The organism is Schinkia acidoalkalinis (assembly GCF_054301215.1).
On the sequence record NZ_CP182573.1, the window covers coordinates 2,554,939 to 2,581,043 of the forward strand.

Below are 26,105 nucleotides of genomic sequence, written 5' to 3' on the forward strand. Positions count from 1 at the left end.
ATATTCAGTAAATTCATTCCGTAGTCAGACCGGGGGACAGGTTCGTTCGCCAGATTATGCACTTTGAATGTTTTCATTATGCATTTGGCGTAGGATGTGTTTTTGAATTTTTCCAACGGCAGTCCGAGGAAACTCAGCTACAAACTCAATTTCATCAGGAACTTTGAATTTGGCTAATCGCTCACGGCAGTATTGAATCAGCTCATCTCCCGTAACTACTGCATTTTCATGTAAAATAACATAGGCTTTAATGGCCTCATCCCGCATATCATCAGGAATTCCAATGACAGCTGACTCATATACACAATGATGATCGGCTAAAACACTTTCCACCTCGTTTGCAGCAACGTTTTCGCCGGCACGCTTGATCATGTCTTTTTTTCGATCAACAAAGTAAAAGTAACCATCATCCTCCAACCGACCGTTATCACCTGTGTACAGCCAGCCGTCCACCAATGTTTCTGATGTTGCCTTTTGGTTTTTGAAGTAGCCTTTCATTAATGTTCGACCAGGAACGCCTTTGACTGCAATTTGTCCGGATTGACCTTTTGGAACCTCATGGCCGTCATCGTCCACAATTTTTACTTCGTAGCCAATCGTCGGTCTTCCAATGCTCATATTTTTTCGAATTCCATCAATTGGATTCATAAGGGGAACCCCCACTGTCTCGGTCATTCCGTACATTTGCAGTAGTGGAACATTAAACTTCTCTTCAAAATCCTTCAGTTGTTCCTCTGAGACTGATTGGGCAAACCAGATGACTCTCATGTCATTGTTTTGATCCTCTTGATCGTATTTTTGCGCTAAAATCATCCGAATAGGTGCTGCAAACAAGGAGCCGACGGTTACCTTGAAATTTTTCGCTTGTTTAAAATATCGTGAAGCACTGAAACGCTCTGTGATGGCAATGCTCGCTCCAACTACGAGGGCTGACATGGTTGAATAGTATTGTGCATTCCCGTGAAAGAGTGGAAGAACAATAAATTGCCGATCATCAGGTGACAAACGGATCGATTTGGACATCACTTCCCCTGTAAAAAGATAATTCGCATGTGTAATCTGTACTCCCTTTGGCTTTGATGTCGTGCCTGATGTATAAAGCATCGCGGCAACATCGTCTGCTGCTAATGGAATGTTCGGTGTATTGACGGAAGCTTTGGCAATCAGTGCTTGAAGGCTTTGTTCTGCATAGACCTCTCCGTTATAACGGGCCAGTAAAATATGTTGCAGGGTAGGAAGCTTCTCGCGGCTCTTTGTGAATTTTTCCAAATATTCTTCTTCCGTAATCAGCAGGACCGACTCAGAATGGTTGATGATATATTCCATTTCATCGGCAGTCGATAACACATTCGTAGGTACCATGATGGCTCCGATATTGGCTAATGCAAACCAGGCAACCATAAATTCTATGCAATTTGGAAGATGCAATGTGACGTGCTGCCCTTTCGTGACACCTAATTCTATAAAGACATTACTCAAGCGATTGACTTGCTCCAAAAATTCATGGTATGTTAATTCAAATCTTTGCTGCGCCTGATCTTCAAAAAGAAGAAAGGTCTTATCCTGGTGCATTCCTGTTTTTTCAATTAATAAATCCCGTAAAGTTCTGTTTCCAACGATATCCATCTAATTTGAAAACCTCCTTTTTTAGTTTTATGGGACAGGCAAGCTGGTCCATTTTCTGTCCTTGGTTTAGATATTTGTTCATAAAGTAAAGCGCTTACAACTTGAATCAAAAATAAAATCATGTTAAACTCCTCTTGCAGATTGAAGTCACAGACCGCAGTCACAAACTGTAGTCTTTGAATTAATTGTAGGAAAACTATAAGTATTAGTCAACAAAAAATTATAAGAATTCTCAAAAAAATAGTAAAAGGCTGCGAAATATACTATTGATATAATGTAAGCGGGTGGGCTACACGCTATGACTATATGTAAAAGGAGAATTTATAGAATGGAAGCAATGACTCCGAGACAGATCAAAGCACAGCAAACGAAAAAAAAGATTCTAGAAGTTGCTTTAGATCTTTTTAGCAAAAAAGGATTTGACCAGGTTACTGTCGATGAAATTGTAAATACGGCGAATTCTTCCAAGGGCGCATTTTATGTACATTTTAATTCTAAAAATGAAATCTTCCTGGAAAAATTTAAGGAGATTGATGATTTCTACGATACCTTCACTCAATCATTACCTGACGACATGAGTTATAGTGAGAAAATAATTAACTTAACGAAATCGCAAATGGTTTACTTGAGGGACGAATTAGGAAAAGATCTCATGCGAACGGTTTATATGAGTGCCTTAACGCCTGGCCAACCTAAAACACTTTCCAACACGGATCGAAAGCTCTATAAAATTATTCATTTATTTGTTCAAAAGGGGCAGGAAAAGGGTGAATTTAAGGATACTATTTCTGCAAAGGAAATTACGATGTTAATTACACGCTGTATGCGGGGCACACTTTACGATTGGCAAATCTTTAATGATGATCGTTTTGATCTCGTTGAGGAAAGTCAAAAATTTATTCACCCGATTATGGCTAGTTTGGTAAAATAGCTCCTTGGAGGGACATGGGGACAGGTACAGTGTCCCATTTCCCAATTAAATAAAGACGATGGGACGTTGGCATGGGACACTGTACCTGTCCCCATGTCCCAAAATTAGTATTCTAGGATTCTAATCAAATTTTAATTTGTAATTTCCGATGAACTTGGTATAATGATAAAATGATACTTCGAACACGAAATATATTCATTCTTAAATAAAATTTATTATCAATTATGCGGGAGCAGGCAACGAAAGGACTGTGGTTGTGTTCTCCTTTGGAAGAAATTAGGGAAACAGGGAGAACCGTCCCTAGTGTTTCCTGTTTCCAAAAGAAGGTGGGTTATGACAGATTATACAATTGGCATTCAGAAGCAGATAAGGAATATTAATAGTTATTTTTATGATTTAGTGACGTATGAAATTAGAGATACAAATCTAACGGCGCCGCAGGTGTTGGTTTTGCGTTGTATTAAAGGGCAGCCGCAGATGGTATCGCAGATTAGTGAACGGATTCGGTTGTCGAATAGTACGGTTTCCGGGATTATTGACCGCCTTGAAAAGATGGGGTATGTAAAGCGGATTCGTGATCCAAAGGATCGTCGTATTGTTTGGGTGACAGAGACGGAAAAACTAATCGAATTAAGGGAAGAATTGCCGGTCCTACAGGACGGTTTTTTTGATTTCTTATTAGAAGATATTGATACTACTAGAGTTGAAGAAATTTATCGCTCATTAGAGGCATTGGCAAATCATATGCACCATAAACTTGCCATTCGTAAGAATGATTAATATTTCGCGTTCGAATGTTTCGTATTCGAATTAAATTTATTTGCAATTATTTTATAAAAATAAATAAGATAGGGTGGGAATATGGAAAGAAAAAAATCGCTGATACTCATTTTAATTATCATTATCGCTGCCGGTATCGGCATTGGTTTTTATTATTGGTATCAAGGTGAACATTATGTAAAAACAGAGGATGCTAGATTTGCAGGGGACATCTACAAGGCTTCGCCGCAAATTGCTGGAGAAATCTCTGACGTCCTTGTTGAAGAAGGGGATGTTGTCCAGAAAAACCAATCACTTGCAGAGCTGGATACTTCTAATTTAGATGCAAGTATGATTAATAAGGCGGTTGTGAAGTCACCAATTAACGGTACAGTGGTCAAGGTATTTTCAAAGGAAGAGGAATTAGCATCACCAGCACAGCCATTTGCGTTAATCATGGATTTAAATGATATGCATGTTTCTGCCAATATTGAAGAAACCGATATTGCAAAAATTAAAGAGGGGCAAGATGTAACTGTTTCACTTGATACTTTAGGTGGTAAAACGCTGAAAGGGAAAGTCAGCAAAATTGGGAAAGCAACCAACTCCACTTTTACATTAATTCCATCTGTAAATACAAGTGGGAACTTTAATAAAGTAACGCAGCGCATTCCAATTGAAATTACTGTATTTAAGCCAAAGGATTTAGAATTAATTCCAGGTTCAAACGTTGTGATTAAAATAAAAATCAAATAATAGGAGGGGGTAATGATGGAACAAGAGTTGACTGCACAAACGCCTCCTCAAGATAAAGAGCCATCCTTTTGGGTGCCGCTAATTGCGATTATTCTTGGCGCCTTTGTCGCCATTTTGAATAACAGTCTGATCAATGTGGCGCTTCCAAAAATGATGACGGTATTTGGATCGACACAGGATAAAATTCAATGGGTGTTGACCGGCTACATGCTGGCTTCCGGTGTCATCATTCCAATCACAGGCTATGCCGGAGACCGATTGGGATATAAAAAGTTTTTCATCATTTCACTGTCTGTCTTTACATTTGGAGCTTTTCTATGTTCAATTGCATGGAGTGATACAACGTTAATTTTCGCTCGTATCATTCAAGGCTTAGGCGGCGGTGTCATCATGCCACTCAGTATGGCGATTATCTATAAGATTGTACCAAGAAATCAAATTGGAGCGGCCTTAGGGATTTGGGGGATTTCAGCGATGGTAGCCCCGGCGATTGGTCCGACCATGAGCGGCTACTTGATTGAATGGCTGAATTGGCGTTTTCTATTTATTGTTAATATCCCAGTTGCGCTTTTCGCACTGTTAATGGTGAGTCTTTTATTAAAAGAAACTGAAGTGGATAATACAAAGACATTCGATTTTATGGGCTTTTTCTTAGTGGCCACATCAGCAGGTACATTGCTATATGCCCTAAGTAATGGGAATTCCAAGGGATGGACGTCCTTTGAGATTGTCTTTCTATTGTATATTGCGGCGGCATCGGCCATACTGTTACTCTGGGTTGAAAAAGGGAAATCAAACCCAATTATTGATTTAAGTTTGTTAAAAAATTTCCCCTTTACCCTAAGTGTAGTGGCTGCCAGCCTCGTTACGGTTGGCCTATTCGGCGGGATCTTTTTAATGCCGATTTTCTTGCAAAATATTCAACAAATGTCAGCGATTGATACCGGTCTGTTGTTAATGCCGCAAGCGATTGCCATGGCCTTAGTTATGCCGATATCTGGTAAGCTTTTTGATAAAATTGGCGTAATTCCGCTCGGTCTATCTGGGTTGCTATTTTTAAGCACGATGACCTTTGAGCTGCATAAGTTAACCGTCGATACACCACACTCATGGTTGATCACCGTTCTAGTCCTACGCGGGATTGGCATTAGCTTATGTATGATGCCGCTTTCAACAGCAGGGATGAACGAAGTGGAGCCCCGGCAGGTTGGGAATGCCTCGTCCCTATCGAACTTAATTCGGCAGGTTGCCGGATCGATGGCGATTGCGATTCTGACCATGATTATGCAAAAGCGGGTCGTCTTACATGCTAATCATGCAGCTGATAGTATTTCATTATCGAATCCACTCATTTACCAAGTAGGGGATGGAGCGGGATTGAGCTTATCAACCATCAGCAGCCTTATTCAGATGGACGCAACAACAAGAGGGATTGCAGACGCCTTTTGGGTGTCTTCATTACCATTGTTTTTATGTATACCGCTCGTGTTCTTGTTTAGGAAGAAACGTAAGGAAAAAACCGCAGAGTAGGAAACACTGGGGAAACACTGGGGACGGTTCTTACTGTTTACCTAATTTTTCCCAGAAACAATAAGGTGAGAAACAGGACGGTTCCTGTGTTTCCATGGAGGTTGGGTACAAACATATAGTAATGAATCTAGCTATGGAGGTTGACTCAAACTCTTAGGTGGCGAATCCAGCAACTGCGGTTCAAATTTTTAGGTTCTGTTATTATGCATTGTTGATTTTCGTATAAGTATAAGAATTCATAGGCGAAGAATTTCCGGCTAATGTACATTGTGTAGGCTTAAGAAGCGTATAAGCGGATATATTCCGATTAACTGGTCTAAATAAGACAAAATCCAAAGATTTGGATACTATAAACGGAATTTTACCGCTTATTTTTCAAACACAATGTAATCTACATTCAGTCAATTTTAAAAAAAGATAAGTTAATATAGGAAGGGAGTCAGCATATAGAATGAAAAGTAAAGCATTGTATGCGGCGATGGGCTTAGTTTTATTAACTGTACCAGTTCTAACCGGTTGCGGATCGAATGCAATCGAAGTCTCAAGCGAAGATGTTACTGTCAATGTGAAAACAACGGCAGCTTACGAGGGATACTTGAATAATGGCCCGATTTTTACAGGAACTGTGCAGGCAAATCAAGAGATTACCGTGGCACCAAAGGTCTCAGGAAGACTTGCCAGCGTGCCTGTTGAAGTCGGAATGAGTGTCAACAAAGGGGATCTTTTATACGCAATAGAGGATGACGATTTAAAAAATCAAACATTGCAAACAGAGGCAGCAGTTGGAGTGGCCCAGTCAGGAATTGAAGCAGCAAAATCAAGCGTTCAATCTGGCATTATTGCCGCCCAAAACGGTCTGAATCAAGCCGAATCAACAGTAGCGCAATTGCAGCACAGCTTTGAAGAAATCAATGCATCAGCAGCGAGGGCACAGCAAAGTTTGACAGATGCTAAAACAAACTACAACCGCATGAAGGAGCTCTACGCAGCAGGTGCAGCCTCCAAAACACAATTGGAACAAGCGGAGACAGCTTTAGTGAACGCCCAAACTGGTATGAAATCAGTTGAGGTTAGCAAAAAAACAACGCAGGATAAGCTTGTTGCAGCACAAAAGGCTTATAGCAATGCAAAACAGCAACTAGGTGTTGCTAAAAGTAACCCACAAGTAGCAGTAAGCCAAGAACAATTGAAACAAGCACAAGCAGCAGCAAACATCGTGAAACATTCACTAAACGAAGCAACTGTTGTTTCTCCAATAGTAGGAACAATTGCAGCTGTAAATAGCGATGCAGGCGAGCTTGTATCACCGCAAAATCCAGTGGTTGTTGTATCTGATATTGGCACAGTGAAGATTTTAGTTTACGTACCTGCAACGAAAATCAATACAATTAAAGTAGGCGACTCTGTCCAAGTAAAAACAGCAGCAGCCGACCTTACAACAGTTGGTAAAGTAAACAATGTTAGCCCAATCGATGAAAAAGGAAAGGGCTACCCAGTCGAGGTTGTAGTTACAAACAGCGACTTAAAATTAAAACCAGGTATGGTGAGCGAAGTCATGTTCGTTGACCAAGCAAATACACAAGGAATCATCGTTCCTAAATCTGCATTAGTAGAAAAAGACGGCAAAAACTTTGTCTATGTAGTTAAAAACGGCAAAGCTAAATTAACAGAGGTAGGAATCGCCGAAGAAACAGCATCCCAAGTCTTAACAAGCAGCGGCTTAAGCGCCGACGACAAAGTTGTAACAACAAAGGTTAACGTGCTGGAAGATAATATGAATGTGAATGAGGAATAGGAAACAGTGGGAAACAGCGGGGACGGTTCTCGATGTTTCCCTAATAATTACCAGGCTGGAAGCAGAGACTGTTTTCATGAATATGAACATAGCACCAATGTGGTTGTGTTCTGGCAGAGAACGTGGGGGGATGGACTCCCACGTTCTTTTTTTGGGGAAACAGTGGGGACGGTTCTCGGTGTTTCCCTAGTAATTACCAGATGGAAAACAGGGACTTTTTTATAATTATGAACATAGTACCGATGTATTTGTATTCTGGCAGTGAACGTGGAGGGATGGACCCCGATGTTCTTTTTGGGCAATGGTCCAATGGGTTTCAATTTTATAAAAATGGGATAAAATAGTAATATGTTTATCGGTATGCTGCCAAATAAATAGAAGGAATAAGATGAATATATGAATACAAGTAAAAGAAAATTAATAGTGGCTCTTTCTTGGGCCGTGGCTTTGCTATGGATGATGTTAATTTTTCATTTATCATCCCAAGTGGCCGAGCAATCCAACCAGTTAAGCAAAGGGGTAACCCAGGTTATTGTGGAAACGGTTGAAAAAGTTGCTCCAAAAACGGATTTTAACATGGACACCCTTAATCATTTTGTCAGGAAAAATGCCCACTTTTTTGCTTATCTAGTGTTGGGTGTGATTGTCTCAAATGCAATCCGTAGGTGCAAGCTGAAGGGTAGTGTGGCTTTCATCCTGACATTAGGCATTTGCGTCCTGTATGCAGTGAGCGATGAAATCCACCAGCTATTTGTACCAGGCAGGGGCGGTCAGCTGAAGGATGTCTTTATTGACAGTTCTGGTGTTGTTGTTGGGATCGGGTTGTATGGATTATGGAGGAGATTGAGGAGAATGTCATCGCCCAAAAGAGTGAAGCTCAGGGTTGATCAATCGGAGGTTTATGGCGGGAATAGGCACAACTAGCGGGGATTGATATGCTGGTTGTGCTTTTGTTGTGTTGCGGATTGTGGGTTGGGTGGTGATTCGACAGTTGGAGCGGGAGGTTTGTTGGAGCAGTCCGAATGAGGGGATGATTCGGACTATCGGAGAAAAAAACCTAGCGGAGCAGGCCCCAGCCCGAGCCCCGTTGATTCATAGAACGCAGGCATTCACGGGCTAGCCCATTCCTTCTTATTTTATATTTAATATTTTTCTAGCAGTCTCAACATCCCCGTCAATGTATAAATCCAATTGATTGTATACCTCAGGACTAATAATTTTTCCGTACACGATTTTTATCCCGCGCTGTTTTACAAGGTTGTCCAATTTCTCCAATGATTGAATATCATCCCAGGCATTTAACGAAGATCCGTCAGTAAAATGAAACCGATATTCAAACGTGGACTCCTCCCAGGAGGTGCCTTTTCTCATTCCAAATTTGACCTCTGCCTTCGTCGTTACATGGGTAACATCGTACCAATGGATTTAGTGTCAATAAGCCTGACCAGAGCAGCAACACAATTGATAAAGCCACAATGATTAAATTTTTCGCAATATGCATGTAAGGATGGGCAAATGTAAGATAGGAGCCCGCACCGAAAATAAGAGTATATAAACCTAGTAGAATTGGCTTTGTTAAAAATAGCAGCAAAACAAATATGATCAAAGTTACAATTAATTTATTTTTTATCATTATTAGTGCTCCTTCCTTTAAGTGGGGCAAGGGTTTATTTAATTATATTACATAAGTGTAATATTTTGTAAAAGTGGGACGAGGGACCTGTCCCCACGTCCCAACTAGTTATATAATTAAAACTATATTTTTTAACTATGAAAGTGGTGTTCGTTTTTGATTAGGTTATCTAATATTACGAAAGCGTATAAATCTGCTTCGGGGTCGGAAGTAGTTTTGCAGAATTTGAATTTACATATTGAAGAGGCTGAATTTGTTGCTATTATGGGTTCCTCTGGTGCAGGGAAAAGTACTTTGATGAATATTTTAGGTACGTTGGAAAGGCCGGATAGCGGGGAATTTTTTTATCATGAAAAAAAGATCCACAAGATGAGCGGCCGTAAGCTGGCACTTTTGCGCAATAAGGAGATTGGCTTTGTTTTTCAAAACTTTCAACTGATTCCGAATCAATCAGTCTACCAAAATGTGATGCTGCCGCTTGTGTATGGGCAAAAATGGTTTGGTGGGAAGAAGGAGATGGTCCGGAAGGCGTTGCGGATGGTTGGTCTTGAGGGGAAAATATCACAAAAGCCACATCAACTTTCGGGTGGTCAAAAGCAACGGGTGGCCATTGCTAGAGCGATTGTGAATGGGCCTTCGCTTCTGTTGGCGGATGAACCTACGGGGAGTTTGGATGAGGACACAACGGAATCGATTCTTGGTATTTTTGACGACCTTCACCGAAGCGGGGTAACGATTATTATGATTACACATGATATGGAAGTCGCGAAGCGGGCCCAACGGATTTTGTATTTAAAAGGCGGAACGATAAAGGAGCATCCCGATGAAATTAATGAAAGCTTTTAGACTTGCGTGTGTCGGGCTATGGGCCAATCGTTTCCGTGTATTTTTATCCATGCTTGGTGTGATCATTGGCGTTTTTGCGGTGATTGTTTTATCGTCAATCGCCATTGGTGTAAAGGATACTGTCATGAAGCAGCTTGGCGGACTCGGTGCGGAACAGATGATGGTGATTCCTGGACGGGTTTTGACGGACACCAGTGGATCTCATAATTTTTTAAGTGGCATTTCGAGTGTATCGAGCACATTGACCTATCAAGATGTGGAGGAGATCAAAAAAGTTGAGGGGATTAAGTCTGTAACCCCGCATCTTGAAACGGTGGGACGCGTTCAGTATGGCGGGAGCGATGACCATAAGGAAGTGACGACGGTTGAAGGAATGCTGATCGGTACGAGTGCGTCGTATCAAAATGCACAGCATCTTGGGCTTGCGGAAGGCCGATTTTTTAATGATGGGGAATCGGAAGGAAAGCAACGGGTTGTCGTGCTTGGCAGTAATATTCACTCTGCTTTGCTAAACCAAAGTGTGGGGGGAACGGGGGCGGAAGGTAGTTCCAGTGTACCTACGGTTAAGCCGGAAAGGCCATGGTGGCAACGGCTTTTTGATAGGTTTATGAGTTTGACCGTGAATGCAGAGGGTGCCGAAGAATCTTTGCTAGGAAAAGAAGTGCTGATCCAGGGTCAGAAATTCAAGGTGATTGGCATCTTGGAATCAAGAGCGACCTTGGGAATGACAACCGATAATAGCATTTTCATACCGATCCAAACGGCGCTTGAAATCACGAAGATGAAGAATTTAACGCAAATTTATGTCCAGGCCCCTAGTCTTGGTCAATTAGATGAAATGGAAAGAGCTGTTTATAGTGCCGTTGCTAAAAATCACTCAGAGTCCGATTTCAGCGTTGTGAAGCAAACGGAAATGCTGAAGGCGGTTGAAAAGGTGACGAAAATTTTGCAGGTTATGCTGTTAGGCATCACCGCAACAGCGCTGCTCATTAGTGGGGTTGGCATTATGAATGTAATGGTGATGTCGGTAAGAGAGCGCACCCGTGAAATCGGCATTCGCAAGGCGTTGGGCGCCACTACTATTGAAATCATGTATCAATTTTTCTTCGAGACGATATTATTATGTTTAATCGGCGGGGTAATCGGGCTCTTGCTCGGCTATGGCTTCGTTGAGTGGTGGAACAGCACAATCACGGTCTTTTCCCTTGTCCTGCCGTTATGGATTGTGCAGCTTTCATTGGTCTCATCGGTTGCAGTTGGCTGCATCTGCGGCATTTACCCGGCGGTAAAAGCAGCGAAACTCCAGCCAAGCCAAGCTTTGCGGTTTGAGTAGGGGCTATATGGGTTCCTGGGGACAGGTTCACTGTCCCTAATTTTCACCTAATTCATTAACAGTTATTTTTCTAGTAAAATTAAGATTACCAACTGGGACAATGAACCTGTCCCTCTGTCCCTTTCCTCTGTCCCTTTATTCCACTAGAAATAGGAGTGATTTATATTTTTCTGTTACTAAGTGTAGAGAAAATATCTATGTGGCAATCTTTCGATAAAACATTTCTATCTTTAGATAGTACCTATTTGCGGATTTCAATTATTGTTTGGTTAATTTTCATTGTATTGGTTTTCTTTTCTCGTCCGATTGTTATTTTTGATGGTTTTGAAAAACTTGCAGCATTTTTTTGTATGTTTGGGTTATATGTCTTTACCTCAATCTTCTATATGACGAAAGCATACCGATTTAATGTCGGCGATTCGTGGGGAGATGTTGGGCCTATTGGTGATTTAATAGGAGGGACGACCGTAGCATTCTTTACATTAGCGTCACTTATTTTATTAGTAGGAACAATACGTATTCAACGAAAAGAAATGCAAGAAACAAATACAACAATGCATTTACAGCAAGTAGAGCAAACATATTTTGAAGCTTTATCTTCATTAATGGAAACACGTGATAGCTTACTTTCCTTATCACTATTATCTAGTGATGGGAAAGTACCAAAAAAAATAAAAAGTAATCCATTTTGTGCACCATGGCTTGATAATTCTTATTACCAGCCCAATGCGTATAGTATTAACTATCACGAAGTAGAACCTAATGATTTAAATACACTAAATGTACTACAATATACAAATGCTCGAATCTATCAATTATTATTTTTATACGACATAGCATGGAAACAATCAAAATATTTTACGATATATAAATTAAATTCATGGTTTGATGTTATGCTTATTGATCATTTTAGAGAGAAAATACATGAAGCGATTTATATGAATTACAGTGAGATATGTGACTTAATTGAAGAGTATGATAATGATTTAGAGCAAGTTCAAAATGATAAAGAAAATGTATGTAAATCAGTTGTTTATTCTTATTTTGAAGAATCGTTTGATGATTTGCATGAAGAACTTGTATATCGGTGTTTTTTAATATCTTGTCATCTAATTAAGATTACCGGTTCAGAAGAAACTACACTATCAATTATCAAATTAATGCATCATGATGTTGAACTGTACTTGATAAAGAACAAGTTTTCGTCTAAAGTTAGCCTTCCATCGGCATTACAGAATATAATGACTATTCCACAAAGTCATGTCATCATGCAATTCTATGAAGAATTTAAGTGGATATTATTTTATTTAAAAGAATCATTATCACCGTCGGAAGAAAAAAAGGTACTTGATGAAAAACGAGAATTATATATAAAACATTTAAAAAATAAGCTACGTGAAGAGGATTTATTATGTATTGCTTTATTGTTAGCGATGGAATTTGATTTAGCCTTGTCTAATGGAATCGATTACTATATTAATAAGGAATTAGTAAATAAATTACAAAAGGATTTCTTTAATTTAGGTGTAAAATATAAATCAGAATTAGATGAGGCACCACATTTTGCTGTTAAAGCTATATCACTAGAGGATGATAATGAATTAATTCAGCAATTTATTACCAGTTATCAGAAAGTAGTAGATGATGTGGAACGAATTAGTCCCAAGTTATATAAAGACATATCAGGGCTGAGAAATATAAGAAATGATCTATATCATTTTACTTTTTTTAATAAATTAATTCAAAATATGAATCTTGGTTGTATAAAAAGGACCTTAATAATAGAGGGAAATATTGATTACAAATATGTTGAGGGAAAAATCAAGAAAATAGCTTTGAAAGATTTTTCACAAGTCTATGATGAAATCAAAAGCATGTACCCAAACGGAAGCGAGTGTTTTAACAATGGAAATCCTAAAAAATGATTGGGCGCCTTTGCTTGAAGGGGAATTTGGAAAGCCTTATTATCAGCGGTTGCGGAAATTGTTATGGGAAGAGTATCAGACACAGGTAGTTTATCCTGATAAATACGATATTTTTAATGCGCTGCATTTTACTTCTTTTGAGGATGTGAAGGTAGTTATTATTGGACAGGATCCGTATCATGGACCGGGACAAGCTCATGGTTTAAGTTTTTCGGTGAAGCCGGGGGTCAAAGTTCCTCCGTCTTTGCAAAATATATATAAAGAATTGCAAGCGGATTTGGGTTGCTACATTCCTAATCACGGTTATTTGGTAGAGTGGACGAAGCAGGGAGTGTTGTTGCTGAATGCGGTTTTAACCGTAAGGGCAGGAATTCCAAACTCTCATAAAGCGCTTGGTTGGGAGTCGTTTACGGATCGGGTGATCGAAATATTGAATGAAAGAGAAAAGCCGGTTGTGTTCATTCTGTGGGGAGCTTATGCCCAACAAAAGCAGCAGCTGATTACCTCATCTCGGCATTTTATTATCAAATCGCCGCATCCAAGCCCATTATCAGCCAATCGCGGTTTTTTTGGAAGTAGACCTTTTTCCCGTGCAAATGCTTATTTGCGGGAAATCGGCAGTGAAGAAATTGATTGGCAGATTACGAGTTTGTGAACGAAACATTGAAACATTGTGAAACATCAGGGACGGTTCTTGTTGTTTTCCTAATAATTACCATTATGAAAATAAGGACTATTTGCATAAAATGTTTCTGGAACATTGCTTCTATATGTTTGTTTTTCAACAAAAAACGTGGGATTAACCCCACGTTTTTTGGTTGCCTTGGCAGCATTTATGGAACAAACGAACCGGCCCCTTGTTCCACTATTTTTGCGTTAATTCTTTGATTTGTTCTTTTGCATCTTTCAAAATTTCTTGTACTTTTGCTTTTGTAGCGTCATCAAGCTTATCGAATGCTGCGCCGTGTAAACCGCCGGCACGTTCAGGAAGGTTGACGCCAAGTTGATCTAATTGAGTTTTTGCATCATCGCGAGAAAGGGAACCGTCTTTGACTTTGTCCATAATGGCTTGGACCTTTGCTTTTGTAGCGTCATCAAGCTTATCAAACGCAGCACCGTGTAAACCGCCGGCACGTTCAGGAAGATCAACACCAAGCTGAGCTAATTGAGTTTTTGCATCATCGCGAGAAAGGGAACCGTCTTTGACTTTGTCCATAATGGCTTGGATCTTTGCTTTTGTGGCGTCATCAAGCTTATCGAATGCTGCACCGTGTAAACCGCCGGCACGTTCAGGAAGTTCAACACCAAGTTGAGCTAATTGAGTTTTTGCGTCATCACGGGAAAGGGAACCGTCTTTGACTTTGTCCATAATGGCTTTCACTTTTTCCTTCACTGTGGCGTCAAGGTTTTGGAACGGATCCTGATGGAATTTACCAAGTACAGGGAGGTTAAGTCCAAGCTTAGATAATTCCTCCTGGGCAGCCTCTTCTGTAAGAGTACCAGCCTTCACTTGATCTCTAATCACCTTCACTTTTGCTTTCGTTGCTTCATCTAAATTTGCCAATTGGTCTCCTTTTTCGAATTTTGTAGGAAGTGTGACCCCAAGCTCCGCCAATTTTGCCTTGGCATCGTCCATGATGGTTTGAATCTTTTCCTTCGTTGCCACATCTAGATTTTGCTCCCATTTCACCTTAAGTCCGTGAGTTCCTGTAGCTGCCGTTCCGTTAGTGTTTGCAGCAGCAAAGGTTGGTGCTGCAGCGGCGCCAATTACGCCTAATGTTAATACTCCGGTTAATGCATAAGTTTTTAATTTATTTGGCTTTTTCATCAAAATCCTCCTCAATATTTTGTGAAAATATGTATCAAGGTTCGCGCTTCCCCTCTCCACATGCCTAACTATAGGACATTAATATGTCGGTAAAATGTCCATGCGGAAGAAATGATGGTGGTAATTTTAAAAAAAGAAGAAACCGTTTAGACATAAAAAACAGGAACAAGTTTGAAATAAGCGGAATATCTACGCTTATATCTTTTTATTTAGCCTCAAAATTTAAATTAGACGGAAATTCTCCGTTCATGAATTCTCATACCTTTCTTTGGCGAATCCCTTCGCATCAACATCGGACTAATTAAACTTTCACTGAAATATGGCAAAAGCTCTCGACATCAAATAGCCCCTGGTCCGTTAATTTTAATGCAGGTATCACCGGTAACGTCAAAAACGAAAGCGTCAAAAATGGGTTAAAATCGCCAACGAAGCCGAGTTCGGTAAGCGCCTTTTTTAGTTCTATTAGACCTTGGTATACAGTCCTAAAATCCTGGTCTGAAAGTAATCCGGCTATCGGGAGGGCGAGAGACGCAATGACCGCGCCATTTTTCACAATGACAAGCCCGCCGTTCAACTCCTTCACCGTGCTAATTGCCGTTATGATATCTTCATCATTTGTCCCTGCAGCTACAAGATTATGGGAATCGTGGGCAATTGTTGTCGCCATGGCGCCTTCTTTCAATCCAAAGCCTTTTACAATCCCGAGTCCGATATTGCCGGTATTCTTGTGCCGCTCAATCACGGTTATTTTTAACTGATCATTTTCAATCGATGGGTAAAAAAAGCCAGATTCAGCTCCCACAGGCCGAATGATTTTATTCGTTTTCAATTGGTTTGGAATGATTTCGATAATATGGGCCAACCCGGTGTCGCCAATTGGAATTTGCAAATCCTCAAGCGTGATGGCAGGTGCGTTGACCGTATGTCTCAACCGTCCTTTTGGTGCTTTTTTTGAAACATTTTCACCAAGATAGTCACCGTTTTTGGCAACCAATTTGCCAGCTTTGTATACCTCCGAAATTTTTACCGATTCAAGGGTTTCCAGCAATAAGAAATCGGCGTCATAGCCGGGCGCGATGGCTCCTTTATTTTTTAAACCATAACATTCAGCAGCATTTAATGAAGCCACCTGAATGGCTTGAAGCGGAGAAATTCCGTTTTGAATGGCCAATCGAACATTATGGTCGATGCTTCCTTCTTCAATCAAATCATCGAGGTGCTTATCATCCGTGCAAAATAGGCAGCGGCGGGCATTATGGGAGGTAACCACCTTGCTCAGCGATGCTACATCTTTAGCCGCCGATCCTTCGCGAATCATCAGATACATCCCGCGCCGTAACCGTTCCAAAGCATCCTCAACAGTATTGCATTCATGATCTGTTTTGATTCCGGCCGCCCGATAAATATTGATGGCATCCCTATCCAAGCCGGCCAAGTGGCCATCAATATGCTCTCTATATTGGCTTGTCATCGCAATTTTATTAATCATTTGATTGCTGCCATTTTTTAACGAAGGGTAGTCCATCACTTCAGCTAGGCCCAAGACGCGTTCATGGTTGTAAAAGGGCTCCAAATCCGTTGCTTTCAGGATAGCCCCTGAATGTTCTAACGGGGTAGCAGGCACACATGAGGGGAGCATGATGAAAACATCCAGTGGAATATTTTTGGAATTTTTTAAAATAAACTTGATGCCGTCAATCCCTGAAACATTGCCGATTTCATGGGGATCGGTAATCACAGTAGTAACTCCATGGGGGATCACGACCTTCGCGTATTCGGCTGGGGTGACCATGGAAGATTCGATATGGACATGCCCATCGATGAAAGCCGGGCAAATATATTGGTAGTTGGCATTAATGACCTCCACGCCCTCAAATTCACCAATGCCAACAAACATTCCGTCGGCAATCGCGATATCTCCTTCGGTGATTTCGAGGTTGAATACATCAATGATATTGGCATTTTTGATGACGATATCGGCAGGAATTTGTTTGCTTGCAACAGCAATTCGTTTTTTTAAAGCAGCTTTATTTGGTTTCATCTTTTTACCCCCACTTAGCCCGAAAGATTGTTTATAAAATTATATGTACCATTTTTTGAATCCATGAGTTTTAAATAAACGTTTCATTCAATGTCGAATATAACAGAAAAGGGAGGAAATATGATAGTATTAGAGAATAGCAAAAGTGAGGATTGGTAGTGTTTTCGTGGAGATTGCAATAAATTCATTGATTGAATCGTCTAAATCTACTAAAATTAAATAGGTTAGGTATAAAATAGTAGTATTGTCGTCTTGTTTTGTTTTGAAAGGAGACTATTTTACATGCATGATATTAAGAGAAATGACCCATGTCCTTGTGGCAGTGGGAAAAAATATAAGAAATGCTGTGCATTGAAGGGGAACGATGACCCGGTGCAAGCAATTCTTGAGCGGGAGGTTGTAGAGAATCAGTCTGCCCTACTTAAACAGGCTTTCACCCATTCTGAATTCGCTGATGCCGTAGTAACAATCATGAGTAAGTACAATCCTCCAGAGAATATGCGGGATTCTTTTTATTTCTTTGTAAGTTTATGGGTGTTGTTTACAGGTAAGATTCTGGACGGAAAAACAGCGCTTGAACATTTTTGCGCTTCACGTCTTTCACATCTACGTCCACGCGTTCAAGAAATCGTTCACTCTTGGGTTGGCAAAGAGCCTTCTGTTGTTAGAGTGGTGAAAGCGGACGGGCGCAGCCTATTGATCCGTGATATCTTTTCAAAAGAAGTAAAGAATGTAAAAGTGATAGATGAACTGACAGAGGTGCCAAATCAAGGGGCCTTGTTGATTGGATATATTGTTCCGTTTACTGATGATGTGGCGGTGTTTTTCACGTCTGTATTGTCGTTTGAAGATGAAATGGCGGATAGTGTTGAGTCGTTTGTGTGCCGGAAATTTGTTGCCGTAAATGGTGGGGCAGGGGAAGGCACACGCGATACGGGCGCATTTTTACAAGAAAACTTCTTAGACCTTGTTGATATCTTCATGTCTGATCAAGAGCTTGATACGATTGAAGCAGAGTCCGAGGTTTGTGTTGGAGTTGATGCCCAGGCCGCAGCGGTGGTTAATCTTTTAGAAGAAAAAGTTCAAAGTGAAGACATGCCGGAATCCGTGATTGAGGCAGGCAGTACGTTATGGCTGAAGTATTACCATAAAAAACAGCCGACCATTAAAAATGAAAAAATATATGCGGCGGCCCTGCATTATTTATTAGTAGATAAAGTATTCCCGGTATATCGCCGCACCCAGAAAGCTACGGCTGAGCTTTACGAAGCATCCATTACCAGCGTGAGCACGCGTTCACGCGAGATGGCGTGTGTGCTGGAAGAAGAGATTAAGGAATTGTGTGTGAAGTGATTAGGTTGAAGGTATGATGAAGAGTGATAGGTATGCCCCGGTAGTGGGGTGGCTATCACTCTTTTTTTGAGGGATAAGATAGGGATATCCTCACTAAATGCCGCAGAGTTCCCGGTTGATAGTAGATAACTGGCTTTTATCATCACCAAAGGGCAGAAGAACAAGGTTTGGTGATGAAAACCGGCTTTTATCATCACCAAAGGGCAGAAGAACAAGGAATGATGATGATAACTGGCCTTTATCATCACCAAAGGGTAGAAGAACAAGGTTTGATGACGATAACTGGCCTCTATCATCACCAAAGGGTAGAAGAACAAGGTTTGATGACGATAACTGGCCTTTATCATCACCAAAGGGTAGAAGAACAAGGTTTGATGACGATAACTGGCCTTTATCATCACCAAAGGGAGGAAGAACAAGGAATGATGATGATAACCGGCCTTTATCATCACCAAAGGATGGAAGAATAAGGTTTGATGATGGAAGCCGGCTTTTATCATCACCAAAAGAAGAAATGACCTTATTTGATAATGAAATTCCGTGCTGTAGGGTGCGGATCCCACTTGTGGCACTTTTGGGCACACCACCTACAGTACGGTGCCAGCCCCAACGGACGCCCAAGCTTACTTTTCAAAAATTCGCGGTGCTTTCTCTTCAAAAAACTCTCTTATTGCCATATAGGCAACTGCTCTCGAAACAGGCGATTCCTTTTGCAGTCGCTCAACAGTGGTCGGCGTTAGCGAATCAAGTGATACCGCATTAGCACTCAAAAAGTTAACCAATGCCTCTTTCGTTAAAGGCTGGTCATCCGCTGCAAAAGGGAACTCTATTGGGACCGTAGCTTTTGTATATTGGGCAACCTTCCGAATAGATTCAATGAATTTTCCTTTTGACAGCGGCTTTTCCATGTCATATTGATTGTCATACCCAGCCTCGATGAGACCAAAACTTCGCAAAAATATTATACCCTCATAGGCCCAATGTTGAACAATTGGATTCCGATACTGCGGGATTGGCTCGAGTCCAGCGCCATTCCGATTCAGGGTAGCTTGAATGCTCTGCATATGCCCACTATCACCAATCAGTGTTTGAAAATCTATTTTTTCCTGATTAGCATATGCCGAAGCAACACCAGCGGCTTGGCCAACGGTCATGCCGATTGGAACGGTCCTCGCACTTCCATGTGCCAAGGAATCATAACCAGCGCTTCTACTTGCCACGAGCAGGTTGTCAAAACCTTTCGGAACGATGCTTCTAAACGGGATCGCATATTGATCAGGGTTGCCAACGATAATGTCGCCTTCTGCGAGCGTCGCCGCCTGCATATCAACGGGATAGCTCCCAAACGCAATGCGGTCAGCGAAGTCCCGGTTCTCGAGGACATCATCCACCGTCAGCCTATATTCGGCATCCAAATGACGTGTTTCCCGCACGTAAACCTCATCCGCAATACTTACCAATTTCGCATGTTCAAATCCTACAAGATGTTTGCGTAAGAAATTCGTAACCTTTGGCAACTCATCATTGGCAATGCCTCGAGCTATCAGCAGTTCATCGTTATTTAGGGCATTGATGCCAACAATTTGAAAAGCATTAATCAGCACATGTCCGTTATCTTGCCTACCAATGTTCAACGCACGCATGCGCACATTTTTATGATTTGGCACAAACTGCTTCATCACTTTTCCATAGCCCCAGGCGGAAAATTGATCGGCGCCTGAATAAATCTCCTCATCGGAATTGAGGAAATTTTGCACCTTATTCCAATCAACCCCGGAGAGCTCGAACAAGAGTGTAACGGCCATCATTTTGGGCGCACCACGAAAATCTTCCTGTCCAATTGTAAAGTGGGCCCCAGTTAGCTCAGCAAAATCAGCGTCAGGGGTGGAATCAATAAATTGCTTGCCAACCACTTTTTTTACCACCCCATATGCATCCTTGTAAACAAGCGCCTGAACGTGATTTTTATCCATGATAGGGTGGATGGTTTGTGCGCCAAGCTGTACCGTAATCTTTTTTTCATCCCGAAGCATTTTCTCAAAAACTTGCTGGGCCAAGTTTATATCAAATGAGGTGCGATGGTTTATTTTTTTATAAAATTCGAGAAAAAGGCCTTTATTTACGCTAATCTTTGTAGGTGACCAGTTTATGTCAATCATGTTAAGCTTTCCGATGGTGTACAAGCCGCCAACAATGGGCTTCTTATCGATCAAGAGTGTTGTTTGACCCTCACGCGCGGCGGCAGTGGCAGCCATAATTCCCTCAGGCTCACTGCCGACAACAACAACGTCATATTTAGCAACGGGAGTAGGGTTCCTGTAATTCAGCATCCCCAGCAGAGCATGATTCTTCAATGCGGCGTGTTCTTGCGTCTGCGATGTGGGGGCATTGGTTGTTGCAGAACCAACTGGAGTTTTATTCGTTGCAGTATTACAGGAAGTAAGAGTGAGTATAAAAAATAATAAAAAGATAATGATGGTACCCTTCATTTTATCCTTCATTGGCCGCATCCTTACTAGTTTGATATTTAATAGAATCTTAGCATGTGCTTGTACTAAATAGTATGGCCAATGTACCTGTTTGTAGACCTTTGTTTTTAAAAAGAAAAGGGGATTATAGGCAACAATGTAAGCTTTTTTCATACTATATTTTGGGGGTGAAAAAATGCCAAGAATAAATTACCGAAGTTCTGACATTGCCCTAATGGCAAGGATGATGAGGGCAGAAGCAGAGGGTGAAGGACAACTGGGAATGTTATATGTCGGAAATGTAATTGTGAATCGTGTGAAAGCAAATTGTTTAGACTTTAAAGATTTACGATCTGTTCCGCAAGTTATTTTTCAAGTACAAGGAGGAAACTATTCTTTTGAAGCTGTCCAAAAAGGGAATGTATTTTATCAAAGAGCAAGAACGGCTGAAAAAAGATTAGCAAAACAAAATTTGGATTATTGGACACAGCACCCTGGGAAATTTGCCCTTTGGTATTTTAACCCATATGCTCCATGCCCTCCAACGTGGTACGGTCAACCTTTTGCTGGACAATTTAAAAATCATTGTTATTACGAACCAAAGGCAGGAACATGTGGGAGCGTTTATACCGGAGGGTAAGATGGGGAGCGGTAGATGAATAAGCTTTTAGAAATGTCGTTTTCTTTGATTAAAGGGAGGCGGCATTTTTTGTGATGCTGAAAATCCTTTTAATTGGGAAAAAGGCCTCCATTGCTCTCGCAACAAGGCCTTCTTCGCGTTCCACTATAGCAATCCAACCCATTTCCAATAGGTTGCAGTAAAGAGTAAAATCAATAACAAACCAATCACTGTCAATGGAACACCTGATTTCAAGAAGTCTTTTGTAGTAAAGGCACCGGTACCATAGGCAAGCATATTTTGTGGTGCGTTTACTGGTAATAGGAAGCCAAAGCTTACAACAAATTGTTGAATCAATACGATACCGATCATGGTTGCTACTGAGTAGCCGTGTAATCCTTGTCCAAGTGAAATGACCACTGGGATAAAAGCGGATGCTAAGCTTGTTGCACTGGCAAATCCAAGGTGGATTAGGATGTTGAATATAGCAACAGCTGCGATGATGCCAAAGATAGATAATGTAGAGATGCCGATGCTACTGAACATGGTTGCGGCCATCCAGTTTGCTGCTTGTGTTTTAAGAAGCACTGTTCCTAAAGAGATACCGGCAGCAAATAGGATAATGGTTCCCCAAGGAATGTTTGATTCTGCTTCCTTCCAACTGAACACCCCAATTTTAGGGGTAAGCATGATGGCAACAGCTAAGAGTGTAGAAGTTGTGGTGTCGATATCATGGAGTGTACCTTCTGTTGCCCACATAAAAAGTAAGATTACAGAGATAATTGTTAATCTGATTTGAGGCTTTGTCATCGGACCTAATTCGTTTAATTGTTTTCTTACCATCTCATTTCCGTTCGAAATGCTATCCATTTCTGGTGGTATAACTTTCAACATGACAAAGTAAAGAAGAACGGACATAAGGATGGACCATGGTGCAGCGTAGAGGAACCATTGCCCCCAAGTTACACTTTTACCAAAGGCTTCTTCTATGAATCCAATGGCCACCATGTTTTGTGCAGCAGCTGTCTTGATTCCAATATTCCAAATGGAACCAATTTGAGCTGAAGTGATCATTAATAGGGCAGCTAAGCGACTGTTTTTTTCCAAACCGAAAGCGGCTACCATCCCTAGAATAATTGGGACGATGGCACCGACCCGAGCTGTTGTACTTGGGACAAAAAAGGCTAGGACAACGCCAACAAGAATGGAACCGATTAGAATGCTCTTTGTTTGAGAGCCTACCTTTGACAAAATCGTAAGCGCAATCCGTCGGTCTAACTTCGTTGCCTGCATAGCGGCTGCTAAAAATAATGCAGCTGCTACTAGAATGGCAGCAGAGTTGCTAAATCCAGAGAGTGATAGGGTTAAGGCATTTTTTGTACCCATTACCTGTGTAGGATCTTCCAAGCTTGGCCCGAATCCTAATAGTAAAGTCATCAAGACCGTAATGAGTGCCGCACTGACTGGATAAGAAACAGCTTCAGTTACCCACAAAACTACGGCAAAGGCTAAGACTGCCAACGTTCGATGCCCTGCCACCGATAATCCTGCTGGAGTTGGCAACAACAAAATGATGATGAGGGAAAGGACTGCTACAACCAAGGCAATCGTTTTCCTTCTCAGTTTTTTCTTTTCGTCACTAACGCCTCCTGTGGTTTCCACCTTTTTCGAATTCATACCATGCGAGCTCCTAAACCTGGCTGCGATGCTAGACATACGTCAACACTCCTTTCGTTTGTTGTGCTAACTCAATACCAATACGAACAGCTTTTTCATTCATTGCCTCTGTTCCTTTTGGGACTCTTTCTCGAACAGCCCTAATCAACGACTCTTCGGAAACTGTTCCTACAAGCTCATTTAATATACCTAGAGCGACCATATTGGCAGATATAATTCCTCCTAATTTTTCTTTTGCAGTAGCCGTAATGGGTAGTTCATAAATTTGACCAGAGAAGGCAGGGAGGTCTTTAACAAATTGGCTGTCAGTAATCAGGATACTGTCAACTGGTAGGTCCTTGATAAACTTAAGAGCACTAGCCTGACTCATGGCTAATAGGACATCCGGGCAGGTTACTTTTGGAAAATGGATTGGTTTTTTGGATATGATTACCTCAGATTTGGCTGCTCCTCCACGTGATTCTGGGCCATACGACTGAGATTGGATTGCCCATTTTCCATCCAAGACAGCTGCTTCCGCGAGAATAATCCCTGCAAGAATCAAACCTTGACCACCTGTTCCAGAAAGACGAAATTGCTTCATCTTACTTCACCCCTTTGTTTTGAAGCTTGGCATATTCCTCTGTATATTCTGGAGCTGTGCTTTGGTGTAAGACTCCAATTGGAAACTTGCCCTCCCGATCCTCTGGACTAAGTTTCTCATATTTGCTAAGTGCAACACCGGCATCACGCTGCCACTGAATCATGTCTCCGGGTGTTCCTTTTTTGTTTTGACGTCCGAAGGAAATGGGACAAGCCGTAATGGCTTCGACAATTGAAAAACCTTTATGCTCAATGGCCTGGGCAATCAGTTTAGTCAGTGCTGTTGCATGGTAGGTTGTTCCTCTTGCAACAAAGGTTGCACCAGCGCCTTTAGCCAACTCTGCTATATCAAAGGTGCGATCCACCGTTCCCATAGGAGCCGTCGTTGCCTTTGAACCGGTTGGGGTCATAGGTGAGAACTGACCACCGGTCATGCCATAGATGCTGTTGTTGTATAGGATTACGGTTATATCAATATTGCGCCGGGCTGCGTGAATCAGGTGATTTCCTCCGATTGCTGTGGCGTCCCCATCACCTGTGATGACAATTACCTTTAAACGTGGTTCTGACATTTTAATTCCCGTCGCTACTGGAATGGCGCGGCCATGGGCAGAGTGGACGGTATTGAAATCTAGATACCCCGAAGCACGGCTCGAGCAGCCGATACCTGATACAATGACAGTTTCATCCTGATCAAGGCCTAGTTTTTCGATAGCTCGAATGAGGGAAGATGTCACAATTCCATTGCCACAGCCCGGGCACCAAATATGGGGAAGCTTGCCGGGGCGAAAATATTTATTTACCAGTTGTTTCATTTCCATTTCCACTGCCATAACTTAACGCACCTCCTGTAACGCTGGGAGAGCGACTGCTTTTATTGTAGAAAGCAGCTCATCCGGCGTGATTGCTGTTCCATCGTATTTGAGATGTCTTGCTATCGGTATCTGACCAGCAATAGCTCGCTCAACTTCAATCGAATATTGTCCATAGTTCATTTCTGCTACAATGATGTTTTTAACGCGTTTTCCTAAATTTCGAATCTGCTCTTCTGCAAAAGGCCAAATGGTGATGGGGCGGAATAATCCTGCCTTAATCCCCATGGCTCTCGCTTGATCGACGGCCTCGTATGCTGTCCGGGCGGTTCCACCATAAGCAATAATGGCCAGCTCGGCATCCTCCATCCGGTATTCTTCTGTTTGCACAATGTCATCAAGGTGACGATAAATTTTGTTGTGCATCCTTTCAATACTAGAAGAGGTAGCTTTATCGGAGGTGTTAGGAAAGCCGGTTTCGTCATGGATGAGTCCGGTAACGTGCCAACGATAGCCAGTTCCAAATGGCGCAAATTCAGGGACCAAGTCTTCTCCTGCGCGATAGGCTTTGAATTCTTCGGGTGGTACAGAAGGCCCTTTGCGTTGGGGCTTGGAGATTTCATCATAATGATCAGGTAATTCAACACGCTCCCTCATATGGCCGACTACTTCATCCATTAGAAAAATGACAGGTGTCCGATAACGCTCGGCTAATGCATAGGCATTGATTGTTAAATAAAAGCATTCAGTTACCGATGATGGAGAAAGAGCAATAATGGGATGATCACCATGTGTACCCCAGCGTGCCTGCATCACATCGCCTTGTGCCGGCTGTGTAGCTTGTCCGGTAGACGGGCCGACCCGTTGTACATTGACAACAACCAAGGGAATTTCAGCTGCAGCAGCATACCCGATCATTTCCTGTTTAAGTGAAAACCCAGGGCCACTAGTGGCTGTCATTGCTTTTTTTCCTGTTAAACTAGCGCCAATGCAGGATGCGATGGATCCAATCTCATCCTCCATCTGCATAAATACACCGCCGACTTTTGGCAACATGTCAGCCAATTGTTCAGCAATTTCTGTAGAAGGGGTAATAGGATATCCTCCGAAAAATTTTACCCCAGCGGCAATGGCCCCTTCAGCACAGGCTTTGTTTCCTTGCATTAGTAAAATTCTAGGCATATAGCTTTTCCCCCTTATCTTTTTCTATGAAAATAGCATAATCGGGACAATGGATCTCGCATTGTCGACACTGGGTACACTTCGCAAGGTCGACTACCTGTACTTTTTCCAGTAAGTTAATGGCTAGGACATTCGTGGGGCATAAATCTACACAGATGCCGCAACCCTTGCAGAGATTATCTTTAATTAAAATGGACATGTAACAATCCCCTTTCTAAAGATATTGAATCTCTTAATAAACAGGCTTGCCTATTAAATGATCCTTACCTACATCATAATTCTTGGATAATTTGAAAGGTATAGACATATAATGAAAACTTTGTGAGTTTTTAGTGAAAAATGGAATTGATTCTCTTTTGTAATATTATAGAAGGAGTTGGTTAGTTAGGATTTGAATGAAAAATGAGGA

General features: G+C 41.5%; 23 protein-coding genes. 13 read left to right on the top strand and 10 right to left on the bottom strand.

The genetic code is table 11. The features are described 5' to 3' along the window. Positions 1-54: 54 nt before the first annotated feature. Positions 55-1,626, bottom strand: a complete 1,572-nt coding sequence (locus tag ACNQFZ_RS13040) for an AMP-binding protein (RefSeq protein ID WP_458411776.1) — start codon at positions 1,624-1,626, stop codon at positions 55-57. 328 nt (positions 1,627-1,954) lie between these two features. Here ACNQFZ_RS13040 and ACNQFZ_RS13045 point away from each other — a divergent pair, with 328 nt between their 5' ends. The 6 genes from ACNQFZ_RS13045 (at position 1,955) to ACNQFZ_RS13070 (ending at position 8,321) form a co-directional block, all read left to right on the top strand. Next, positions 1,955-2,557 (top strand): TetR/AcrR family transcriptional regulator, encoded by a 603-nt coding sequence (locus ACNQFZ_RS13045; RefSeq protein ID WP_458411777.1) that lies wholly within the window; start codon positions 1,955-1,957, stop codon positions 2,555-2,557. Positions 2,558-2,890: 333 nt separating this feature from the next. Next, positions 2,891-3,337 carry a MarR family winged helix-turn-helix transcriptional regulator gene (locus tag ACNQFZ_RS13050; RefSeq protein ID WP_458411778.1) on the top strand — a complete coding sequence of 149 codons (447 nt, stop codon included), beginning with the start codon at positions 2,891-2,893 and terminating at the stop codon, positions 3,335-3,337. Positions 3,338-3,418: 81 nt separating this feature from the next. After that, a complete protein-coding gene (locus ACNQFZ_RS13055; protein ID WP_458411779.1) occupies positions 3,419-4,072 on the top strand; it encodes an efflux RND transporter periplasmic adaptor subunit in 654 nt (217 codons plus the stop codon). 15 nt (positions 4,073-4,087) lie between these two features. After that, on the top strand, positions 4,088-5,602 hold the full coding sequence (locus ACNQFZ_RS13060; RefSeq protein WP_458415384.1) for a DHA2 family efflux MFS transporter permease subunit: 1,515 nt from the start codon (positions 4,088-4,090) through the stop codon (positions 5,600-5,602). A 451-nt stretch (positions 5,603-6,053) separates the two neighbouring features. After that, positions 6,054-7,397 carry an efflux RND transporter periplasmic adaptor subunit gene (locus tag ACNQFZ_RS13065; RefSeq protein ID WP_458411780.1) on the top strand — a complete coding sequence of 448 codons (1,344 nt, stop codon included), beginning with the start codon at positions 6,054-6,056 and terminating at the stop codon, positions 7,395-7,397. Between the two features lie 396 nt (positions 7,398-7,793). After that, entirely contained in the window at positions 7,794-8,321 is a 528-nt protein-coding gene (locus tag ACNQFZ_RS13070) for a VanZ family protein (protein WP_458411781.1), read from the top strand. A gap of 207 nt (positions 8,322-8,528) precedes the next feature. On the opposite strand, the gene ACNQFZ_RS13075 is transcribed toward ACNQFZ_RS13070, so the two are convergent. Further along, a complete protein-coding gene (locus ACNQFZ_RS13075) occupies positions 8,529-8,768 on the bottom strand; it encodes a hypothetical protein (RefSeq protein ID WP_458411782.1) in 240 nt (79 codons plus the stop codon). Positions 8,769-9,186: 418 nt separating this feature from the next. On the opposite strand from ACNQFZ_RS13075, the gene ACNQFZ_RS13080 reads away from it, so the two are divergent. The 4 genes from ACNQFZ_RS13080 to ACNQFZ_RS13095 all read left to right on the top strand — a co-directional run bounded on the left by ACNQFZ_RS13080 (position 9,187) and on the right by ACNQFZ_RS13095 (position 13,789). Further along, the gene (locus ACNQFZ_RS13080; protein ID WP_458411783.1) at positions 9,187-9,876 is read left to right on the top strand and encodes an ABC transporter ATP-binding protein; all 690 of its coding nucleotides are present in this window, start codon (positions 9,187-9,189) and stop codon (positions 9,874-9,876) included. After that, entirely contained in the window at positions 9,854-11,209 is a 1,356-nt protein-coding gene (locus ACNQFZ_RS13085; RefSeq protein WP_458411784.1) for an ABC transporter permease, read from the top strand. The genes ACNQFZ_RS13080 and ACNQFZ_RS13085 overlap by 23 nt, the downstream gene beginning before the upstream one ends. A 197-nt stretch (positions 11,210-11,406) precedes the next feature. Continuing rightward, the gene (locus ACNQFZ_RS13090) at positions 11,407-13,134 is read left to right on the top strand and encodes a hypothetical protein (RefSeq protein WP_458411785.1); all 1,728 of its coding nucleotides are present in this window, start codon (positions 11,407-11,409) and stop codon (positions 13,132-13,134) included. Next, complete coding sequence (locus tag ACNQFZ_RS13095) at positions 13,115-13,789, top strand: uracil-DNA glycosylase (RefSeq protein WP_458411786.1); 675 nt, start codon at positions 13,115-13,117, stop codon at positions 13,787-13,789. Before ACNQFZ_RS13090 ends, ACNQFZ_RS13095 begins: the two co-directional genes overlap by 20 nt. Positions 13,790-13,999: 210 nt before the next feature. On the opposite strand, the gene ACNQFZ_RS13100 is transcribed toward ACNQFZ_RS13095, so the two are convergent. Together ACNQFZ_RS13100 and ade are read right to left on the bottom strand one after the other, a co-directional pair. Next, positions 14,000-14,962, bottom strand: a complete 963-nt coding sequence (locus ACNQFZ_RS13100; protein WP_458411787.1) for a hypothetical protein — start codon at positions 14,960-14,962, stop codon at positions 14,000-14,002. 301 nt (positions 14,963-15,263) lie between these two features. Then, positions 15,264-17,003 (bottom strand): adenine deaminase, encoded by a 1,740-nt coding sequence (gene ade, locus ACNQFZ_RS13105; protein WP_458411788.1) that lies wholly within the window; start codon positions 17,001-17,003, stop codon positions 15,264-15,266. Positions 17,004-17,285: 282 nt separating this feature from the next. Here ade and ACNQFZ_RS13110 point away from each other — a divergent pair, with 282 nt between their 5' ends. Then, complete coding sequence (locus tag ACNQFZ_RS13110) at positions 17,286-18,356, top strand: SEC-C domain-containing protein (RefSeq protein WP_458411789.1); 1,071 nt, start codon at positions 17,286-17,288, stop codon at positions 18,354-18,356. Positions 18,357-18,523: 167 nt separating this feature from the next. Beyond that, the gene (locus tag ACNQFZ_RS13115; RefSeq protein ID WP_458411790.1) at positions 18,524-18,826 is read left to right on the top strand and encodes a hypothetical protein; all 303 of its coding nucleotides are present in this window, start codon (positions 18,524-18,526) and stop codon (positions 18,824-18,826) included. 153 nt (positions 18,827-18,979) lie between these two features. Here the strand turns inward: ACNQFZ_RS13115 and ACNQFZ_RS13120 are convergent, their stop codons facing one another. Next, the gene (locus tag ACNQFZ_RS13120) at positions 18,980-20,998 is read right to left on the bottom strand and encodes an FAD-dependent oxidoreductase (protein ID WP_458411791.1); all 2,019 of its coding nucleotides are present in this window, start codon (positions 20,996-20,998) and stop codon (positions 18,980-18,982) included. Positions 20,999-21,020: 22 nt separating this feature from the next. Between ACNQFZ_RS13120 and ACNQFZ_RS13125 the strand changes: the two genes are divergently transcribed. Next, entirely contained in the window at positions 21,021-21,464 is a 444-nt protein-coding gene (locus ACNQFZ_RS13125; RefSeq protein ID WP_458411792.1) for a cell wall hydrolase, read from the top strand. Positions 21,465-21,608: 144 nt separating this feature from the next. On the opposite strand, the gene ACNQFZ_RS13130 is transcribed toward ACNQFZ_RS13125, so the two are convergent. Genes ACNQFZ_RS13130 through ACNQFZ_RS13150 form a run of 5 tightly spaced genes read right to left on the bottom strand, consistent with a single transcriptional unit; the run spans position 21,609 to position 25,895 of the window. Further along, entirely contained in the window at positions 21,609-23,120 is a 1,512-nt protein-coding gene (locus ACNQFZ_RS13130; protein WP_458411793.1) for an SLC13 family permease, read from the bottom strand. Between the two features lie 31 nt (positions 23,121-23,151). Continuing rightward, positions 23,152-23,703: a 2-oxoacid:acceptor oxidoreductase family protein gene (locus tag ACNQFZ_RS13135; RefSeq protein WP_458411794.1), complete on the bottom strand. Its 552-nt coding sequence runs from the start codon at positions 23,701-23,703 to the stop codon at positions 23,152-23,154. A gap of 1 nt (position 23,704) precedes the next feature. After that, complete coding sequence (locus ACNQFZ_RS13140; RefSeq protein ID WP_458411795.1) at positions 23,705-24,535, bottom strand: 2-oxoacid:ferredoxin oxidoreductase subunit beta; 831 nt, start codon at positions 24,533-24,535, stop codon at positions 23,705-23,707. Positions 24,536-24,538: 3 nt separating this feature from the next. Then, positions 24,539-25,696, bottom strand: a complete 1,158-nt coding sequence (locus ACNQFZ_RS13145) for a 2-oxoacid:acceptor oxidoreductase subunit alpha (protein WP_458411796.1) — start codon at positions 25,694-25,696, stop codon at positions 24,539-24,541. Further along, positions 25,689-25,895: a 4Fe-4S binding protein gene (locus ACNQFZ_RS13150; RefSeq protein ID WP_458411797.1), complete on the bottom strand. Its 207-nt coding sequence runs from the start codon at positions 25,893-25,895 to the stop codon at positions 25,689-25,691. The genes ACNQFZ_RS13145 and ACNQFZ_RS13150 overlap by 8 nt, the downstream gene beginning before the upstream one ends. Positions 25,896-26,105 lie beyond the last annotated feature (210 nt).

Bases quoted from the DNA above. Each gene is read 5' to 3' on its own strand.
- ACNQFZ_RS13040 (WP_458411776.1), bottom strand. From the start codon at position 1,626: ATGGATATCGTTGGAAACAGAACTTTACGGGATTTATTAATTGAAAAA.
- ACNQFZ_RS13045 (WP_458411777.1), top strand. From the start codon at position 1,955: ATGGAAGCAATGACTCCGAGACAGATCAAAGCACAGCAAACGAAAAAA.
- ACNQFZ_RS13050 (WP_458411778.1), top strand. From the start codon at position 2,891: ATGACAGATTATACAATTGGCATTCAGAAGCAGATAAGGAATATTAAT.
- ACNQFZ_RS13055 (WP_458411779.1), top strand. From the start codon at position 3,419: ATGGAAAGAAAAAAATCGCTGATACTCATTTTAATTATCATTATCGCT.
- ACNQFZ_RS13060 (WP_458415384.1), top strand. From the start codon at position 4,088: ATGGAACAAGAGTTGACTGCACAAACGCCTCCTCAAGATAAAGAGCCA.
- ACNQFZ_RS13065 (WP_458411780.1), top strand. From the start codon at position 6,054: ATGAAAAGTAAAGCATTGTATGCGGCGATGGGCTTAGTTTTATTAACT.
- ACNQFZ_RS13070 (WP_458411781.1), top strand. From the start codon at position 7,794: ATGAATACAAGTAAAAGAAAATTAATAGTGGCTCTTTCTTGGGCCGTG.
- ACNQFZ_RS13075 (WP_458411782.1), bottom strand. From the start codon at position 8,768: ATGAGAAAAGGCACCTCCTGGGAGGAGTCCACGTTTGAATATCGGTTT.
- ACNQFZ_RS13085 (WP_458411784.1), top strand. From the start codon at position 9,854: ATGAAATTAATGAAAGCTTTTAGACTTGCGTGTGTCGGGCTATGGGCC.
- ACNQFZ_RS13090 (WP_458411785.1), top strand. From the start codon at position 11,407: ATGTGGCAATCTTTCGATAAAACATTTCTATCTTTAGATAGTACCTAT.
- ACNQFZ_RS13095 (WP_458411786.1), top strand. From the start codon at position 13,115: ATGGAAATCCTAAAAAATGATTGGGCGCCTTTGCTTGAAGGGGAATTT.
- ACNQFZ_RS13100 (WP_458411787.1), bottom strand. From the start codon at position 14,962: ATGAAAAAGCCAAATAAATTAAAAACTTATGCATTAACCGGAGTATTA.
- ade (WP_458411788.1), bottom strand. From the start codon at position 17,003: ATGAAACCAAATAAAGCTGCTTTAAAAAAACGAATTGCTGTTGCAAGC.
- ACNQFZ_RS13110 (WP_458411789.1), top strand. From the start codon at position 17,286: ATGCATGATATTAAGAGAAATGACCCATGTCCTTGTGGCAGTGGGAAA.
- ACNQFZ_RS13120 (WP_458411791.1), bottom strand. From the start codon at position 20,998: ATGAAAAAAGCTTACATTGTTGCCTATAATCCCCTTTTCTTTTTAAAA.
- ACNQFZ_RS13125 (WP_458411792.1), top strand. From the start codon at position 21,021: ATGCCAAGAATAAATTACCGAAGTTCTGACATTGCCCTAATGGCAAGG.
- ACNQFZ_RS13130 (WP_458411793.1), bottom strand. From the start codon at position 23,120: ATGAATTCGAAAAAGGTGGAAACCACAGGAGGCGTTAGTGACGAAAAG.
- ACNQFZ_RS13135 (WP_458411794.1), bottom strand. From the start codon at position 23,703: ATGAAGCAATTTCGTCTTTCTGGAACAGGTGGTCAAGGTTTGATTCTT.
- ACNQFZ_RS13140 (WP_458411795.1), bottom strand. From the start codon at position 24,535: ATGGCAGTGGAAATGGAAATGAAACAACTGGTAAATAAATATTTTCGC.
- ACNQFZ_RS13145 (WP_458411796.1), bottom strand. From the start codon at position 25,696: ATGCCTAGAATTTTACTAATGCAAGGAAACAAAGCCTGTGCTGAAGGG.
- ACNQFZ_RS13150 (WP_458411797.1), bottom strand. From the start codon at position 25,895: ATGTCCATTTTAATTAAAGATAATCTCTGCAAGGGTTGCGGCATCTGT.